The organism is Bacillus massilinigeriensis, from assembly GCF_900117315.1.
In the GTDB taxonomy this organism is placed as follows: domain Bacteria; phylum Bacillota; class Bacilli; order Bacillales; family Cytobacillaceae; genus Bacillus_BE; species Bacillus_BE massilionigeriensis.
On sequence record NZ_LT630337.1, the window covers coordinates 3208395 to 3224724 of the forward strand.

Genomic DNA, 16330 nt, shown 5'->3' on the forward strand with positions numbered 1-16330 from the left:
CTATTAGAAAATGGATAGGTTCCTAGGACCTTTCCTTTCTAATAGCCTTTTCAAATATTAAGATGCTTTTTGTCTTTTCCATTTCATTTCTAAATTAGACATCATTTTCGTACTTGCCAATGAGTATACAGCTAATGCGGACCAAATAAACAAAAAGGAGATCAAATGGACTTTAGAAAAATGTTCATTGTACAAAAATACACCAAGAATTAACGTTAAGGTTGGTGAGACATATTGCAATATTCCCAAAGTAGCCAAGGAAATTCGTTGTGCACCCTTGGCAAAATAAAGGAGAGGTATCGCCGTAGCTGCCCCAGCCCCAATAAGCAAAATATCTGTTTTTAATGAAATAGATAAAAATGCCTGCGTCCCATTAATCGCTAGGTAAATCATATATATTAATGAAATAGGGGCTACAACCATCGTTTCGAGAGCTAAACCAACGGATGAGTCCAGCTTTATTAATTTTTTTGCCAATCCATATAATCCGAAAGTAAACGCAAGACCAATGGCAACCCATGGAATTTCCCCAAATGAAATCGTTATGATTAGAACACCAATAAAGGCAAGAATAAAAGATACATATTGTGCTATTGATAGTTTCTCCTTAAGGACAAACATACCAAGAAATACGCTAATCAATGGATTGATATAATATCCAAGGCTAGTCTGTATCATATGATTACTATTGACTGCCCAAATATAAATAAACCAGTTGCCGCTAACCAAAAAGGAAGCAACGGCCAAGGCAGCAAATTGCTTTTTATTTTCTTTTAAACCCTTTAAGGTAGAAACAAAGTTCCCCCATTTTTTGGTAAAGATCAAAATAAAAATCATAAAAATAAACGACCAAAATATTCGATTCGCTAATATTTCATCTGAGCCTACATCTCCTAGTAGCTTCCAATAAATAGGCAGTATACCCCAAATGACATAGGATGCGCCGGCATAAATGATACCCGACTTTGTTTCCGTATTATTCATTATAAATGCCTCAATTCTTTCTAGTCTCGAAACAAAATTATATAACGAAACTTGTGAGGATAACAATAAAAAGAAATTGCCGTTTAATAGGATTCTTTTCTTTCATAGACGAGTTCCCCGCCAATAACCGTACCATTCACGATAATCTCTGAAATCATGCTTGGATTGATCTTAAAAAGATCTTGATTGATTATTGTAAAGTCTGCTAAGTATTCTTCTTTTATTTGACCGCGTATATCTTCCTGACAGGCAGCATAAGCGCTCCCTTTCGTATATAAACATAATGCTTCGTAAACAGTTAACCGCTCCTTTGGAACATAAACGGTATTACTTCGGCCATCTTTTTTCATCCTATTAACAGCTGCATGAATACCCAAGAACGGGCTTAATGGCTCGATTGGTGCATCAGACCCTCCCGCACATGGAATGCCCATTTCTAATAAGGTTTTCCATGCATAATTGTATTCCATATTTTCCATACCAACCCTATCTAGTACCCATGGAAAATCAGATGGAACGAATCCAGGCTGAATATCCAAAATCAAAGGAAGTTTTTTCACACGATTGATTAAATCCTTACGTAAGATTTGTGCATGAATAAGACGGTCTCTACCACATCCCTCCAACGGATTCCTTTCAATGGCCGTTAATGCCATATCAAAGGCTTGATCTCCAATTGCGTGAATAGCTACGGGCATTTTTATTCTCCTTGCTTCCTTCACAATCGCTTCTAAATCCTCCTGCGTATGGATTGCCATTCCATTTGTTGATGGATCATCCGCATATTGGTGACTTAGGAGCGCAGTTCTCCCTCCTAATGACCCATCAGAAAAAATTTTTATTGCACCGAATTCAATCCAGTGATTTCCCTTTAAATAAGCGCCGCTTTCTGCTTCAAAATCTCTTATAACACCATGATGGACAAGTAGATGCGCCCGAAATCTAAGTCCCTCCTCCTCAATAACCTTTTTGAAGATTTGTAAGGTCCCTTTAAAGCTTTCATAATAATTTAAATCCTCCGTATGAACGCCGGTAAGCCCTAAGCGGTACGCATCTTGAATGGCTGTTTTTAAAGACTTCATTAAAAAATCATCTGAAGCCTTAGGAATTTTTGAATATAATAATTCTTGTGCCTGATCCTTTAGAAGGCCGTTTAATCGCCCTTCTCGATTCTTTTCTATCCTGCCTCCTGGTGGGCAAATCGTATCTTCATTTATATTAGCCAATTTTAAAGCTAAGGAATTGGCGACTAACACATGCCTACATACACGTTTTAGGATTAGAGGGTGATTTGGGACAATTTCATCCAATTCTTCTCGAAATATAGGTTCAGGTGACTCCCATAAAAATTCATTCCACCCCTCACCGATCATCCAATCACCATTTGGAACTCCCTTAGAATATTCCATCACTGCAGCTAAAACCTCTGTTTTCGACTGCATTTGAGATAAATCCAGCTTTAACAATTTTTCCCCATGACCAATTAAATGGAGATGACTATCTACTAATCCTGGAATCATCACGTCCCCATTTAGATTCCTTATATGTGTAATGTCCTCCTTGTATTTTCTTTCTATCTCTGCCAAAGGACCAATTTCAATAATTCGATCTCCCTCTACGAAAACGGCTTCAACCTGATGACCCTCGTATTGAAGAGTGTAGATTGGCCCGCCAAACCAAAGAGTTCCCATGCTCTTAACCTCCAGCATATAAGATAAAAATGCAGACAACCACGGTCTGCATTTCTTAATATTATTGTACTGCTTTTTCTAATTCTCTTTTTCTCAATTCTACACGACGAATCTTCCCAGAAGTTGTTTTTGGAAGCTCTGATAAAAATTCTATTTTTCTTGGATATTTATATGGAGCTGTTAACAGCTTAACATGCTCCTGTAGGTTAGGAATTAGGTCAGAATCTTTTTGGTCAACCCCATCCTTAAGAACAACAAAGGCCTTTACAATATGCCCCCGAATTTCATCTGGACTTGCTACTACTGCACATTCCTTAACTGCCGGATGTTTGACTAAGGCATCTTCAACCTCAAAAGGTCCAATGGTATATCCTGAACTAATGATAATATCATCCCCACGACCTTCAAACCAATAATATCCCTCTTCATCCTTTTTGGCTTTATCCCCAGTAATATAATATTCTCCCCGAAACTGCATAGCAGTTCTTTCAGGGTCTTTATAATATTTTTTAAATAAGGCTGGTGTTTCTACATGAACCGCAATGTCCCCCACTTCTCCTACTGGACATTTTTCACCTTCTTCGTTGATAATTTCAACCCGATTTCCTGGAATCGGTTTCCCCATTGAGCCAGGTCTCAATTCCATTCCCTTGACCATGCCGACTAATAGGGTATTCTCCGTTTGACCGTAGCCATCTCGAACATCCACTCCAAAATACTTCCTGAATGTATCAATTACATTTCTATTTAATGGCTCTCCAGCAGATACCGCGCTATGAAGCTTTGGAAGGCTGTAATCAGAAAGATTGTCTACCTTTGCCATCAAGCGGTATTCTGTAGGAGTACAGCATAATACATTAACCTGATATTTCTCCAATAGTTGGAGATATTTATTTGGCTCAAACTTTCCATGATAAATTAGGCCAGTTGCCCCTGATCCAAGAACCGATAGAAACGGACTCCATATCCATTTTTGCCAACCTGGACCTGCTGTTGCCCATACGATATCCTCCTCATGGATACAGAGCCAATTTGGGGCTGCAGCTCTTAAATGTGCATAAGCCCAACCATGTGTATGTACAACGCCCTTTGGATTACCAGTGGTTCCAGATGTATAAGATAAAAACGCCATGTCATCCTTTTTGGTTTTTGCCATTTCTAAATCAATGGAGGCGTTTTTTGTTGCTTCTTCTAAATGAATCCAACCGTCTTCGTTTTTCCCAATAACAAATTTCGGAATGCTCTCGATTCCTGAAATCTCTTCAAACTGATCGACATAGGGATAATAGCTGATAATACCTTTCACATCACCGTGAGAAATTCGATATTGTAAATCTTTTGACCGCAACATTTCTGAGCTTGGAATAACAACAAGACCTGTTTTTAAAGCAGCAATATAAACTTGATAGGCTTCGATTAAGCGTGGGACAATGATTAACAGAACATCACCTTTTTGTAGCCCATTTTCTAAGAAAACATTTCCGATTCTGTTGACGTTTTGCATAAGCTCTTGATAGGTTATCTGTTTGGTCGTACCTTCCTCGTTTTCCCATATTAAAGCAAGCTTGTTTGGTACACTTGAAAAACGTTCGATTTCTGATACTAAGTTGTATTCCTCAGGTGCGATTAGACTTTCACGATTCATCGAATTTCCCCCTTATATCAATAATTATTAAACAACAATTCTCCCCTTCAGAAAATATTATACTAAATTATTTAAAAATTTTGAATTACAACTTTTTGTAATAGTTTCTAATAAATGGGTCAAATATATATGGGGGATGAGAAAACGATTCTGGTTGGACCAAGTAATATATCACTCATTTATTACTATCTATCATTTCATTATAAAAAGGAGCGGATAGACCGCTCCTTGTAGCCATGATATATATTTTTAATGTTATTTAGAGAAACCTCCGCCTAATGACTGTTCAGCCATTTGAACTAGACGTTTAGTAATTTCTCCTCCAACTGAACCGTTAGCACGAGAAGTTGTATCTGCTCCAAGATTTACACCGAATTCAGTTGCAATTTCATATTTCATTTGCTCTAGAGCCTGTTGTACTCCAGGAACTAATAAATTGTTTGAGTTATTGCTTCTGCTGCTTGGCATGTGATATCACCTCCTTGTGAGTATAGATTGTGTAATATCACATGCCTTCATACCATTATAATGTTGGTAATTGTTCACAACTTTTTAGAATAATTCCTCTAATGTATCCTCTTGTTTTTCAGATTTAGAATTGATAACTATAGTTTCCACTCCATGAACCGCCTTTTCTATTAACGGTTCAAAATCAACAAAGCTTTCATAGAATTGAACCTTTTCCTTTTTCGGCTTTGTTTTAGGAGATGCAGGAACAAACACCGTGCAGCAATCCTCGTAAGGTAATATCGAGATGTCATGCGTTCCAATTTGTTCAGCAATTTTTATTATATCTGTTTTATCCATTGTAATTAGCGGGCGCAAAACAGGTGTATTCGTTACATCATTAATAGCAAACATGCTTTCAAGTGTTTGACTTGCAACCTGACCAAGGCTTTCTCCTGTTACAATTGCAAGCGCACGTTCTTTCTCGCGAATTCGGTCAGTAATTTTGAGCATGATCCTTCTAGTCGTGGTCATCGTATAATTCTCAGGAACCTGTTTATGAATAAGCTGCTGTATTTCGGTAAATGGAACGATATGAAGAGTGAATGCCCCACTGACGGAAGCTAATTTTTGCGCAAGGTCAATAACTTTCTGCTTTGACCTTTCACTTGTGAAAGGAGGGCTGTAAAAATGGACCCCTTCGATTTCCATTCCCCTTTTCATGGATAAAAATCCTGCCACTGGACTATCAATTCCTCCAGAAAGCATAAGCATGGCTTTTCCACTGGATCCAACAGGTAAACCGCCAGCTCCTTGGATATTTTCGCATGAGAAGTAAACCGCCTCGTCACGAACCTCTATTTGAAGATTAATATCTGGATTTCTCACATCTACTTTTAATCCTGGGATATTTACTAAAAGATGGGCACCAAATGTTTGGTTTAATTCACCCGTATGCAAAGGGAAGGTTTTATCAGCCCTTTTTGCGGTAATTTTGAAGGTATCTCCTTCTTTATATATTCCTTTAAAAAGCTCGAGTGCAGTATCCTTCATAATTTCTAGGTCTTTTCCTGTTTTGACTGCAGGGCTAAAGGATTGAATTCCAAAAATATCCCTTAACTGTTCAATAATCCTGTCACTTTCCTCCCCGTTCAAAACGACATACATCCTGTCTCTTTTTGCCTCAATCTTTACCTTTGGAAAATCACTTAGGGCATGTCTAATACTATTTCTTAGTTTTTCAACAAATTTATTTCGATTTCTCCCTTTGGTTGAGATTTCTCCGTAGCGAATTAATATTCGGTCATAATTCATTTTAATTCATTACCTTTCGTAAATTTGAAATTACTTCTTTGAAGGCTTGTACAGCAAGATGGGCCTCTTCCATCGTGTTATCATATGACAAGCTAACACGTATTGCGCTGTTAGCTATTTCCTCTGATACTCCCATCGAAAGCAAGGTGCTGCTAGTTGATTTCCTTTTTGATGAACAGGCGCTTGTTGTCGATACAAATACCCCTTTTTCCTCTAACGCATGGACAAAAACTTCTGCTTTAAATCCATGAATCGAAAAGTTTATGATATGCGGGGCGCTGTTTTCCTTTGGTGTATGAATCATAACTCCATCCCAAGAATCAAGCTCATTATAAAGATAGTGCTTAATTTCATTCAAGTTGGCAAGCCCTGTTTTCCTTTTTTCATTTACTAATCTTAATGCTTTTGCCATTGCCACAATTCCTGCTACATTTTCTGTGCCACTGCGGATATTTTTTTCTTGCTTTCCGCCTGAGAGAAGAGGCGAAATTCTTACACCCTCCCGAATATAAAGAATTCCTGTCCCTTTCAGGCCATGAAACTTATGTCCAGAGATGGAGCATAGGTCAATATTGCTTTGATGTAAGTCTAATGGCACCTTGGCAATGCCTTGAACATGATCCACATGAAATAAAACCTTAGGATATTTCTTTAATACACGACCAATTTCTTCTATTGGTTGAATCGTTCCAACCTCATTATTAACATGAATAACCGAAACCAGAATGGTATCATTACTAATAGCTTGTTCGATTGAGTGCACATTCAACCGTCCATATTCGTCAACAGGTATATAAGTAACACGAAATCCTAATTGTTTTAACTGTTCCATTGATTCACTTACGGAGGGATGCTCTACACTTGTAGTAATAATGTGTCTCCCCCTACCTTGATGCATTAGAGCAGTACCCTTTATCGCTAAATTATTACTTTCTGTTCCTCCAGAAGTAAGAATAATTTCATTTGACTTCACATTTAATAGTTTAGCTATTTGTTCTCTAGCCTGGAACATCAATTTCTCCGCTTGTCCACCCATACGATGTAAGGATGATGGATTAGCAAAATAATCGGTTGATACCTTTACAAAGGAATCCAGAACTTCTTTATATGGTTTAGTAGTAGCGCTATTATCAAAATATATCATCCAAATCCCCTCCTTGCGAGGAATACTACAATTATTTGCATTTAAGGTGTAATCATTTTATCGTTACGTATTCATCAAGTGTTAACAATCAATCTTATCATGAATATTACTCCTATACAAAGAAAAAAGCCGACGATTTGTCAGCCTCTATCCGTACCTTCATTTATTGAACTGTCTTCATTAGCAAGGAAATCTTCAATTCTTTTCAATGAACCAGGTTCGACCTCTTCAATAGTGGTTGCTGCTTGTTCCAATGCAGCATGATAATCAAAGCCTCTAAAAGCCGCCTCTGCCTCTTCCAATGCCTTTCTTACACTTGAATTGCTGCTGCGATACCTGTTTCCATATTGGATAACCTTTTCAGCGAGCATAACGGTTTCAATCATATCAATCGTTCGATTATACAATTTGTCAACTGTCATAACCGAAACCTCTAAGTACTTTTGCACACTTGGAACATCTAATGGATGTTCTTCAAGCTTTAATTTTACATTTTGGATGCTTTCCTTGGAATCATCGATTAAATATTTGAAATCATGTGGTAGCCCCGGAATATGGCTTTTGTAAACGAGACGAATCGATTCTGATACTTTTTTTGTTAGTTCTTGAACTTTCTCCCGCGCAGCCAGCTCGTCCTTTCGCAGTGTATGAAGCTTTTCATTTAAGCTTGCTTGTTCATCTACAATGGATTGAAGTTGCGTTTTAATCTCTTCCATATCCTCACTTAGTAAAGAATGAGCAATACTTTGATTTTGAATATTTAGCTCAAGGATCTCAAACCGCTTTGAAAGCTGTGATAGTTTCTTTTCAATTTCCTTTTGTATTTCTTGCTCACTTTCAGGAATGTGATAACTGAGAGCTACAGATTGCATTTCAAATTGTAGTTCATTGTTAGCTTCCTTTGCTTTATTTAATGTTTCTTTTGTCTCGGCTTCATTTTGACTAATAAAATGCTTTGCATGAACCTCTTTTTCAAGAAGATCAAATAATAATTCAATATTTTCTTTTATATCATCTATCCCTTTTTGTACATCGCCAATTTCTGCAGCCTCAATATTGGAAAGATACATGGCGAGCTCTTCTTCCATACTTTTAATTTCTTTATTCAGTTGGATATGCTCAAGGATGTACCCTTTTTCTTCCATTTCTCGATATCCATCCTTTAAATCTTCAAGAAGAGATGGAATATTCGTTTGACACTCCACAAGTAAATTCGGGATTTGTTCCATTAATTCACTGATTTTACTTATTAAATCTTTAATCACTAATACCGTTTCTCTTGCTGTTAAATAGTCTCCATTTACTGTTTTTTCATCAAATTCCTGGAATTTCAAAATTACTTCATCCAGCTTCTTCTCAAGAGTACCTTCCGCATTCCCAAAATTATGACGGTAAGCAAGCAGATTTTTTTTCCTTTCACGGTATTGATCCTTTAAGTCTTCAATTTCTAATTTGTTCTTTTCTTCACTACCGACTAAATCATGAATTTCAGCTACAAGTGCCTTAATTTTTTCTTCCGTTTCTACTAAATGATTATGAATGAGCTGTTGAACTTCTTTTGACTTTTTAAATCGATATTTATCGGTATACTCTTCTGCATCAAATAAATATTCTTCAACATCAGGGAGTTCGGCTGTAACAATTTCGTCCCATTCATTTCGCCAACGCTCGAATAGAACTTCCGTTTCACCGGTCATATTTAATTGCTTAACCTTTGACATCTCATCTAACACAGGTCGATTGACTATGTCTATTTTCCATTCTTCTAAACGATCAATTTCCTTATAATTCTTTTTCTTCATGATAATACCGGTTATGTATAAACATAGTATAATTACTATGCCTGCAATGATGTATCCCATGATAAGCCCCCTGTTCTGTTACGAGCTAATTTTCAATTTATATTAAATGATAGAATGTTCATTTCAATGTAATTATGATAACATGTAAACGACATTTTTTGACTATTATTTTCATTTTTTTATGCAAAATCTTGTAAGAAGTCCGTTTTTTTTTGCATTTTTTCTACATAAAAGAAAATTTTTATATAAATTTAGGAAAAGGGGACTGAAAATGTTTTTGAAGGATGGTCATATTCACACGCCATATTGCCCACATGGTACAAAGGATTCTTTTAATTCTTATATTGAAAAAGCCATTACTTTAGGTTTTCAAGAGATTACATTCACAGAGCATGCACCCTTGCCTCATGGCTTTATCGACACAACTCCAGAACAGGACAGCGCCATGCAGTTTGATGAGCTTGATTTGTATTTTGCTGAAGTTGAGCAATTAAAAGAAGAATATGCAAGTGATATAAAAATTAATACAGGTCTAGAGGTAGACTTTATCGAGGGATATGAAAATGAGATTACATCTTTTCTTCAAACAATAGGAAGTAGACTCGATGATGCGATCCTTTCCGTACATTTTTTAAAAAATGGGGATCAATACCATTGCTTGGACTATAGTCCAGAATATTTTTCTCAAATGATCGTCGAATATGGGTCCATTGAAAAGGTTTATAAAAAGTATTTCAATACCCTTCTATTATCTATTAATGCGGATTTAGGACCGTATAAGCCGAAAAGAATCGGGCATATATCCTTAGTGAAAAAATTTCAATTAAAATACCCAATTGAATGTGATATCGAGCAAGATTTCATTCGAGTATTAAAGGCAGTAAAAGCAAAGGGCTACGAGCTAGATTACAATGGAGCAGGAACAGCAAAACCACTTTGCCGCGAGACCTATCCACCAAAATGGGTAGCAAAAAAAGCCAAGGAGCTAGGAATCTCACTAATTTATGGATCCGATGCCCATCAAGTTAAGGAGTTAGGACAAGGGCTTCATTCAATGGTGTGATAAGAAGATCTATTATAAGTTTTACCTTTGAAACCATCTTCAGATTCAATGCACTATTGGTTTACCACCATTAGCTTCTGTTCCATAAATGGATTTGTAATCACCGTGTCAATCCAATTGTTTATTTCTGAAGTATATTTGTCAGCAAAGTACTCTTCATTAGGGAAGATCTGAAGGACCTCCCTTGCATATTGGCTATTTAAATATGGCATGGCTAACAGGGCTTTCCACTGCATAATCGTATAATTAATGGAAAGGTTGCGAAATTCTCCTGTTTTCATTCCTTTTTCTAACACTTCCTTAAAGAAAAATCTTTCCTTAACGAAATATGTTGACATGATTTCTCTAATGACCTGTGAATCTATGGATATTTCTCTTAAAATAAATCTTGTTAAATGAACATTTTTGCTTTGGTATTGTATGATGTTTTTGGACATTTCTTTTAGAGCAATAGTAGCGCTTAAATCAGCATTGGAATACCCTTTTTCTATTTCATGAAGATAGCTTTCAAAGAAAATAGTAAAGCAATGCTCAAGAAGACCATGTTTATTATCAAAGTAATAGGAAATGTTGGCTACATTAATATTGGCCTTATTGGCAATATCCCGGATGGATGTCCCGGTGAACCCTTTAATATTAAATAATGTTATGGCCGCATCTACAATGGCATCTTTTGAGTTTTTTCTCATTTTCTCCTGCTCCTTTTGTAAAAAAATATCCTTTTTTAATACATTCTTGGTTTGTATGATTTTTCCTTTGAAAACAACTCGACAAAGTCTCCTCTTTTTCCCGTTATTTTGCTAGAATAGAATATAAAATTTACAAGAATTAGGTGAAAAACAATGTTTGAAGTCGAATCTTATCAAGGCTCCCGTGAGGATAATTACAATTTAGTGATAAAACAAGCAAAGGCTTTACTAGAAGGTGAATCTAATGTCATCGCGAATTTGAGCAATGCCTCTGCGTTATTAAATCAGTTTCTAGACCAAATTAATTGGGTGGGGTTTTATTTAATGGAGGATGGCGAGCTTGTTTTAGGTCCCTTTCAAGGACTTCCAGCATGTGTCCGAATTCCTTTAGGAAGAGGAGTTTGTGGTGCTAGTGCCAAGCAGCAGAAAACATTAAGAGTGGAGGATGTCCATCAATTTCCTGGGCATATAGCCTGCGATGCGGCTTCTCTATCGGAAATTGTAATACCATTATTAAAGAACGGGGAATTAATTGGCGTTTTAGACATCGATTCACCAATTAAAAACCGTTTTGATGAATTAGATCAGAAAAAGCTAGAGGAATTTGTTGAAGCAATTCTACCTTTTATATAGTAGATGTAAGAAGGGCTGACTCAAAAGGTTGTTAATGATGCAACTCTATTGAGTCAGTTTTTATATTCACAGGGCTTAAAGAAATGTAAACAAAAAGCTGCCCCCAAAATTAATACTTTTAGAGGCAGCCATTTTGTTATTATCATCTACTATTGTAATTCATTTTGTATAACAACTTTGTTCTTCCCTGTTTCCTTGGCGATATATAAAGCTGTATCAGCTTTTTTAAATAGCCCCTGAAATGTATCACTACAATCTCTTGCCCAATAGGATACACCACAAGAAATGGTGACATGTGGATTTGAATACTCTGCGACTGCATTTACCAATCGGTCTGCAATGGTTACTCCAAAATTTAATGGTGTGTTCGGAAGATAGATGGCAAGCTCTTCTCCTCCCCATCTTGAGCCGATATCGGTCTTTCTAATATGTCTCTTAATAATATTTGCTACTTGGATGAGGACTTCATCCCCAACCTGATGTCCATAAGTATCGTTTACAGCTTTAAAATTATCGATATCTATTAAAATAAAGGTTCCTTCTGCATCACTTTCCATCGATGAATGAATATTATTATCGAGGTAATTTCTTGAATAAAGCTTTGTTAAGTGATCTGTTATGACCATTTTTTCTAATTCTTCTCTCAGCATAGCGTTGGTAAAGGCCAATGTTGAATGATGGATTAGCGACTGAAGTAGCTTAAAGTTATCAAAAGAAAAATGATAAGGTTCATGATGCATGACTAGAGCAAACCCATAGACTCCGGTCTGTACCATTGGAACAGCCATTATAGATTTGTATTGAATTCGAACCTCTTCCTCCTTTAGGCTTAAGTCCCCAATGAACAATGAATCCTGTTCAGTTTCTAGTCTCTTTGTAATGTAATGAATGTATTTTTTTGCATCCTCTGAATAAAAAAATTCGCTACTGCCTTTTAAAATCTTTGGTTCATATCGTTCCTCAGATATTAGAACAAATCCAACCACTTCTGCATTGAAGGATTTAATAATTTGTTCTGACATAAATGTCATCGTTTCAGTTAAACGTAGATTGGAATTGAGGCGATGTGATGTTTCATTTATCAACTGTAGGTCGGTTACTAATCGTTTTGACTGCTGATATAGCTGAGCATTTTCTAATGCTGATCCTGCTGTATTTGCTAAGAGGGTAATAAATTCTACTTCATTTTCAGGAAACACTAGCGTATTTGGAGTGATGACTTGTAATACCCCATAGACACCTTGCTTACCCTTCAAAGGTGCATAGAGAACAGAACGCTTTTCTTGGATGGAATCCTCGAATTGGATAGAGCCTGTCACATATGCTTGCATCGCTGCAAGATTTTCACTATCATATTCCAAATCCTTGATAGGTAAATTAGAATTGCTATTATTATCATGAGATAACAATAAGTAATAGGTAAAAGTTGGATAGACTTCTTTTAAAGTATCAATGATTTCTCCTAAAACAACATCCATATTCATGGACGAGTGGAATTTTTCGGTCACACGAAACAGCTGTTTATATCTTTTCTCCTCTACAAGAACCTTTGATAGGTGCTTGATCCTTTTAATAAATTTACTGCATTCCACAGCCAATTCCAATAAAAGCTCGTCCTCTAAATTAGCCATAGAGTGATCATTTTTAAACACTAGGTAGCCTTGATAGGTACCTTCATTTACTAATGATAAAACCAGGTCATATTGCTCAAAGCCTGAAATGGAGATAGGTGTGCGCATGATTGGATAGGAGTCGGCCATTTCATATAAATCAGCACAGGAAATAGAGGGTATTTTCGTACTCTTGTCCCGTTCTTTTTTTGTTGAGACCTCAGTGTATATTTTATTTGTAAAACTATTACAACTTAAAAGTGTAACCTCATTAGAGTGGGTTAGCTGTTGAATAGAAAAAATCATTTTTTCTAGCAATAGCTCATAGTTTAATAAGTCGTCATCTAAATTAATGAGATCTAGAAAATGACCTTTTAGTTTCTGTATAAGTTGGGCATTGTGAATTTCCATCCCTATCATCACCTGTTTTATCTGTTTCAAAAGTTCATATATAAGCAACTTTATTTCATTTACATGTATTTTATTATATAGTTTTCTTACTTATATTTCCTGAAAAAAATGTGAATATTACTGAAAAATAGCCATATTTTTCCATTATTTTCTAGTTATAGGTCTAAAGAATCAAAAAAACCGTATTCTTATTATATCATATGTATGTAATTAAAGTTTTATTATTTATCAATCTCACTTATTAAAGTTCTTGACTTTAACTAATAATCGATAATATAATATTCTTTGTGTAAAATATTGCAGCCTATGTGAAATACTTTTATTTTCTATTTTGTTCCTCATTAGAACCTTTTATGGCTGAAAGTAGTTAATAGTTTTTTACTATGACTTTGTTGTTCTATTGATGGGGTACTGTGTAACCCTCTGCTGCTAGGGCGAAGGTACTAGAAAACAAAATAGTGATAATTGCTGTCACACGGTTTTTATTTTACTCAAAATAAAAACATAAGGAGGAGTCATTCATGGCTCGTTATACTGGCCCAAGCTGGAAATTATCACGCCGTCTTGGAATTTCTTTAAGCGGTACTGGTAAAGAATTAGAAAAGCGTCCTTACGCTCCTGGACAACATGGTCCAAACCAACGTAAAAAATTATCTGAATATGGTTTACAATTACAAGAGAAGCAAAAGCTTCGTCATATGTATGGCGTGAACGAACGTCAATTCCGTAACCTATTCGATAAAGCTGGCAAATTAGCAGGTATCCACGGTGAAAACTTCATGATTCTTTTAGAATCTCGTTTAGATAACCTTGTTTACCGTTTAGGCTTAGCTCGTACTCGTCGTCAAGCTCGTCAATTAGTTAACCATGGTCATATCTTGGTAAATGGAAGCCGCGTTGATATTCCATCTTACCGCGTATTACCTGGTCAAACAATCGGTGTTCGCGAAAAATCTCGCAACCTTGATATCATTAAAGAAGCAATCGAAGTAAATAACTTCGTACCTGATTATTTAACATTTGATGCTGATAAATTAGAAGGAACTTACACAAGACTTCCTGAACGTTCTGAATTACCAGCTGATATTAACGAATCTCTAATCGTTGAGTTCTACTCTCGTTAATTAATATGCTTTGTAAATAGCATATTCAAAAACCCTAGAAACCTTGATATATCAATGGTTCTAGGGTTTTTTGTTTGTATTCAGCTTTGTAGAATAATGTATTCTCCACCAACGATTCGGGGGAGGTTTTGGGGGACATTTTTAATTAATTAGTGTGGACAGACGGAACATAAAACAAAAACCACAAGATGCTTTTCCACTTGTGGTTTTGTTTTAACTTAGACTTAGTTGCTCCGCATATTTATATGTTATTAATTCTCTGTCTCTTGTCTCTAACCAAGCCAACTCTTTATGACTCAGTTCAGATACAGATCTTGAATTATGAGGTTGAAGAAGTTTAGATATGATCTCTAATGTTTTTATTTCCTCTTCTGTAAATAATGACGAGTCAAAATCTTCAATTACAGTGAATAACTCTCCTTGACCATTTCCAAAGTCAATATATTCCCGATTAATTAACTTATCTTCATTTAATATCAAGGAAATTAACATATCATAGTTGTCAGGTACTGGACCCATCGGTAACTTGGCGTATTTCAGCCCTGTTAAAGATACAGTCCAATTTTTAAAGTGAAGGAAATCAGTGAACCAAAGATATTTCATTAATTTCACTTTATATACCTGTGAGTCTCTGTAAAGAAAGTATTTAACCACATTAATTAGTTTCTCTAAATTAAATGTGGTAAAACCATTATATTCACATGGCTCAGTTATAAAAGAACTTTCTACCATAGTATATAAACTTTTGCTACTATGGTCGACTATCATTGTTTTAACTTTAGATTTAATTCGATCATATTCCTGTTTTGTTAAATTATCTTTGTTCCGTTCAATGATCTTCAACATATTTACTGGGTCTTGCAGTAAGACAAGTTCATTATTATGACTCTGACTCTGTAAAGCTCCAGTTTCATAACGGGACAATGTTGCGTGACTCCAGCCAAGAATTTTAGCCATTTGTCTTTGGCTTATGTCATACTTTTCGCGTATTTCTATTATTTCCTCTGGAAACAATAAGTTTTTTCTTTTTCTGTATTCATTATAAGCATTTACGTAATTTTCATCTTCATTTTCCGGATCAAGAATAAGCTCTCCGCATTCATTACACTTATAATAATGTGAATCAATCGTTATTACTTCATTCTTAACAGGGTAGTCCTCTTCGATGAAAATACTTTCAAATCCCCTCGTCTCTAAACATTCTGGACAGAAATGTTCAAATGCCATAAAAAGCACCTCCAAGACTAATTTTCATCTGCATATGGGAAAGTTAGTTTTTCTTCTTCCAAATCTTCCTCGTGAAAGGAAATACACACGCATTGAGTAATTCCAAAAGGAATTACATGTACTTTAATATAGATATCTAAACCTTCAATCTTCTTTCCAAAGGTCCAGACCGAACCTTTGCTGTTTCCACTACTACTTTTATTCTGTTCAGGACCTTTGCTGTAATTTTTATAGGTTAATGTCAAAATTTCTCGTTTAACATGAGATGGTAGCCAACCTAACTTGGTTAAGGTTGCCTTATTTTTATCCCTGTTTTTAAAAATAAAATTTTTGCCTTGTTCGTGTTGTATACTTTCTTTAATTTTTAAAAGAATTGAGTTGACTTGTTGCTTAGAAGCTACATTCAATACTAATTCACACCCTAGATCACCTTTCTATCTACATTTATAATATCCTGAACATTGCCGAACGTCAATCATTTTGTTATCATCCGATAACAGTAATATGTATTATTTCCACTAAAATTAATTATTAAACATTAAAAAC

At 35.7% G+C, this 16330-nt stretch carries 14 protein-coding genes; 3 read left to right on the forward strand and 11 right to left on the reverse strand.

The window, feature by feature from the left end; translation table 11 throughout:
* Positions 1 to 57: 57 nt before the first annotated feature.
* From rarD to ezrA, 7 genes are all read right to left on the reverse strand, one after another.
* Positions 58 to 984, reverse strand: a complete 927-nt coding sequence (gene rarD, locus BQ6100_RS15975) for an EamA family transporter RarD (protein WP_075982574.1) — start codon at positions 982 to 984, stop codon at positions 58 to 60.
* Positions 985 to 1067: 83 nt separating this feature from the next.
* On the reverse strand, positions 1068 to 2675 hold the full coding sequence (locus tag BQ6100_RS15980; protein ID WP_075982575.1) for an amidohydrolase: 1608 nt from the start codon (positions 2673 to 2675) through the stop codon (positions 1068 to 1070).
* 61 nt (positions 2676 to 2736) lie between these two features.
* Complete coding sequence (gene mbcS / locus BQ6100_RS15985; RefSeq protein ID WP_075982576.1) at positions 2737 to 4320, reverse strand: acyl-CoA synthetase MbcS; 1584 nt, start codon at positions 4318 to 4320, stop codon at positions 2737 to 2739.
* Between the two features lie 255 nt (positions 4321 to 4575).
* Positions 4576 to 4788 (reverse strand): alpha/beta-type small acid-soluble spore protein, encoded by a 213-nt coding sequence (locus BQ6100_RS15990; protein ID WP_075982577.1) that lies wholly within the window; start codon positions 4786 to 4788, stop codon positions 4576 to 4578.
* An 84-nt stretch (positions 4789 to 4872) separates the two neighbouring features.
* A complete protein-coding gene (gene thiI, locus BQ6100_RS15995; RefSeq protein WP_075982578.1) occupies positions 4873 to 6081 on the reverse strand; it encodes a tRNA uracil 4-sulfurtransferase ThiI in 1209 nt (402 codons plus the stop codon).
* 1 nt (position 6082) lies between these two features.
* Positions 6083 to 7225: a cysteine desulfurase family protein gene (locus tag BQ6100_RS16000; protein ID WP_075982579.1), complete on the reverse strand. Its 1143-nt coding sequence runs from the start codon at positions 7223 to 7225 to the stop codon at positions 6083 to 6085.
* A 140-nt stretch (positions 7226 to 7365) separates the two neighbouring features.
* Positions 7366 to 9087 (reverse strand): septation ring formation regulator EzrA, encoded by a 1722-nt coding sequence (gene ezrA, locus BQ6100_RS16005; RefSeq protein ID WP_075982580.1) that lies wholly within the window; start codon positions 9085 to 9087, stop codon positions 7366 to 7368.
* A 211-nt stretch (positions 9088 to 9298) separates the two neighbouring features.
* Here ezrA and hisJ point away from each other — a divergent pair, with 211 nt between their 5' ends.
* A complete protein-coding gene (hisJ, locus tag BQ6100_RS16010) occupies positions 9299 to 10090 on the forward strand; it encodes a histidinol-phosphatase HisJ (RefSeq protein WP_075982581.1) in 792 nt (263 codons plus the stop codon).
* 53 nt (positions 10091 to 10143) lie between these two features.
* Here hisJ and refZ read toward each other — a convergent pair whose 3' ends face one another.
* Positions 10144 to 10779: a forespore capture DNA-binding protein RefZ gene (refZ, locus tag BQ6100_RS16015; RefSeq protein ID WP_075982582.1), complete on the reverse strand. Its 636-nt coding sequence runs from the start codon at positions 10777 to 10779 to the stop codon at positions 10144 to 10146.
* A 153-nt stretch (positions 10780 to 10932) separates the two neighbouring features.
* Here refZ and BQ6100_RS16020 point away from each other — a divergent pair, with 153 nt between their 5' ends.
* A complete protein-coding gene (locus BQ6100_RS16020; protein WP_075982583.1) occupies positions 10933 to 11412 on the forward strand; it encodes a GAF domain-containing protein in 480 nt (159 codons plus the stop codon).
* Positions 11413 to 11561: 149 nt separating this feature from the next.
* Here the strand turns inward: BQ6100_RS16020 and BQ6100_RS16025 are convergent, their stop codons facing one another.
* A complete protein-coding gene (locus tag BQ6100_RS16025) occupies positions 11562 to 13433 on the reverse strand; it encodes a sensor domain-containing diguanylate cyclase (protein ID WP_075982584.1) in 1872 nt (623 codons plus the stop codon).
* 521 nt (positions 13434 to 13954) lie between these two features.
* Between BQ6100_RS16025 and rpsD the strand changes: the two genes are divergently transcribed.
* The gene (gene rpsD, locus BQ6100_RS16030) at positions 13955 to 14557 is read left to right on the forward strand and encodes a 30S ribosomal protein S4 (RefSeq protein ID WP_075982585.1); all 603 of its coding nucleotides are present in this window, start codon (positions 13955 to 13957) and stop codon (positions 14555 to 14557) included.
* Between the two features lie 213 nt (positions 14558 to 14770).
* Here the strand turns inward: rpsD and BQ6100_RS16035 are convergent, their stop codons facing one another.
* Both BQ6100_RS16035 and BQ6100_RS16040 read right to left on the reverse strand, forming a co-directional pair.
* The gene (locus tag BQ6100_RS16035; RefSeq protein WP_075982586.1) at positions 14771 to 15784 is read right to left on the reverse strand and encodes a type II TA system antitoxin MqsA family protein; all 1014 of its coding nucleotides are present in this window, start codon (positions 15782 to 15784) and stop codon (positions 14771 to 14773) included.
* Between the two features lie 17 nt (positions 15785 to 15801).
* Complete coding sequence (locus BQ6100_RS16040) at positions 15802 to 16191, reverse strand: type II toxin-antitoxin system MqsR family toxin (RefSeq protein ID WP_084780436.1); 390 nt, start codon at positions 16189 to 16191, stop codon at positions 15802 to 15804.
* Positions 16192 to 16330 lie beyond the last annotated feature (139 nt).

Excerpts from the sequence above, each read along its gene's own strand:
- BQ6100_RS16000 (WP_075982579.1), bottom strand. The coding sequence starts at position 7,225 with ATGATATATTTTGATAATAGCGCTACTACTAAACCATATAAAGAAGTT.
- mbcS (WP_075982576.1), bottom strand. The coding sequence starts at position 4,320 with ATGAATCGTGAAAGTCTAATCGCACCTGAGGAATACAACTTAGTATCA.
- BQ6100_RS16020 (WP_075982583.1), top strand. The coding sequence starts at position 10,933 with ATGTTTGAAGTCGAATCTTATCAAGGCTCCCGTGAGGATAATTACAAT.
- ezrA (WP_075982580.1), bottom strand. The coding sequence starts at position 9,087 with ATGGGATACATCATTGCAGGCATAGTAATTATACTATGTTTATACATA.
- BQ6100_RS16035 (WP_075982586.1), bottom strand. The coding sequence starts at position 15,784 with ATGGCATTTGAACATTTCTGTCCAGAATGTTTAGAGACGAGGGGATTT.
- rpsD (WP_075982585.1), top strand. The coding sequence starts at position 13,955 with ATGGCTCGTTATACTGGCCCAAGCTGGAAATTATCACGCCGTCTTGGA.
- thiI (WP_075982578.1), bottom strand. The coding sequence starts at position 6,081 with ATGAATTATGACCGAATATTAATTCGCTACGGAGAAATCTCAACCAAA.
- hisJ (WP_075982581.1), top strand. The coding sequence starts at position 9,299 with ATGTTTTTGAAGGATGGTCATATTCACACGCCATATTGCCCACATGGT.
- BQ6100_RS16025 (WP_075982584.1), bottom strand. The coding sequence starts at position 13,433 with ATGGAAATTCACAATGCCCAACTTATACAGAAACTAAAAGGTCATTTT.
- BQ6100_RS15990 (WP_075982577.1), bottom strand. The coding sequence starts at position 4,788 with ATGCCAAGCAGCAGAAGCAATAACTCAAACAATTTATTAGTTCCTGGA.
- refZ (WP_075982582.1), bottom strand. The coding sequence starts at position 10,779 with ATGAGAAAAAACTCAAAAGATGCCATTGTAGATGCGGCCATAACATTA.
- rarD (WP_075982574.1), bottom strand. The coding sequence starts at position 984 with ATGAATAATACGGAAACAAAGTCGGGTATCATTTATGCCGGCGCATCC.
- BQ6100_RS15980 (WP_075982575.1), bottom strand. The coding sequence starts at position 2,675 with ATGGGAACTCTTTGGTTTGGCGGGCCAATCTACACTCTTCAATACGAG.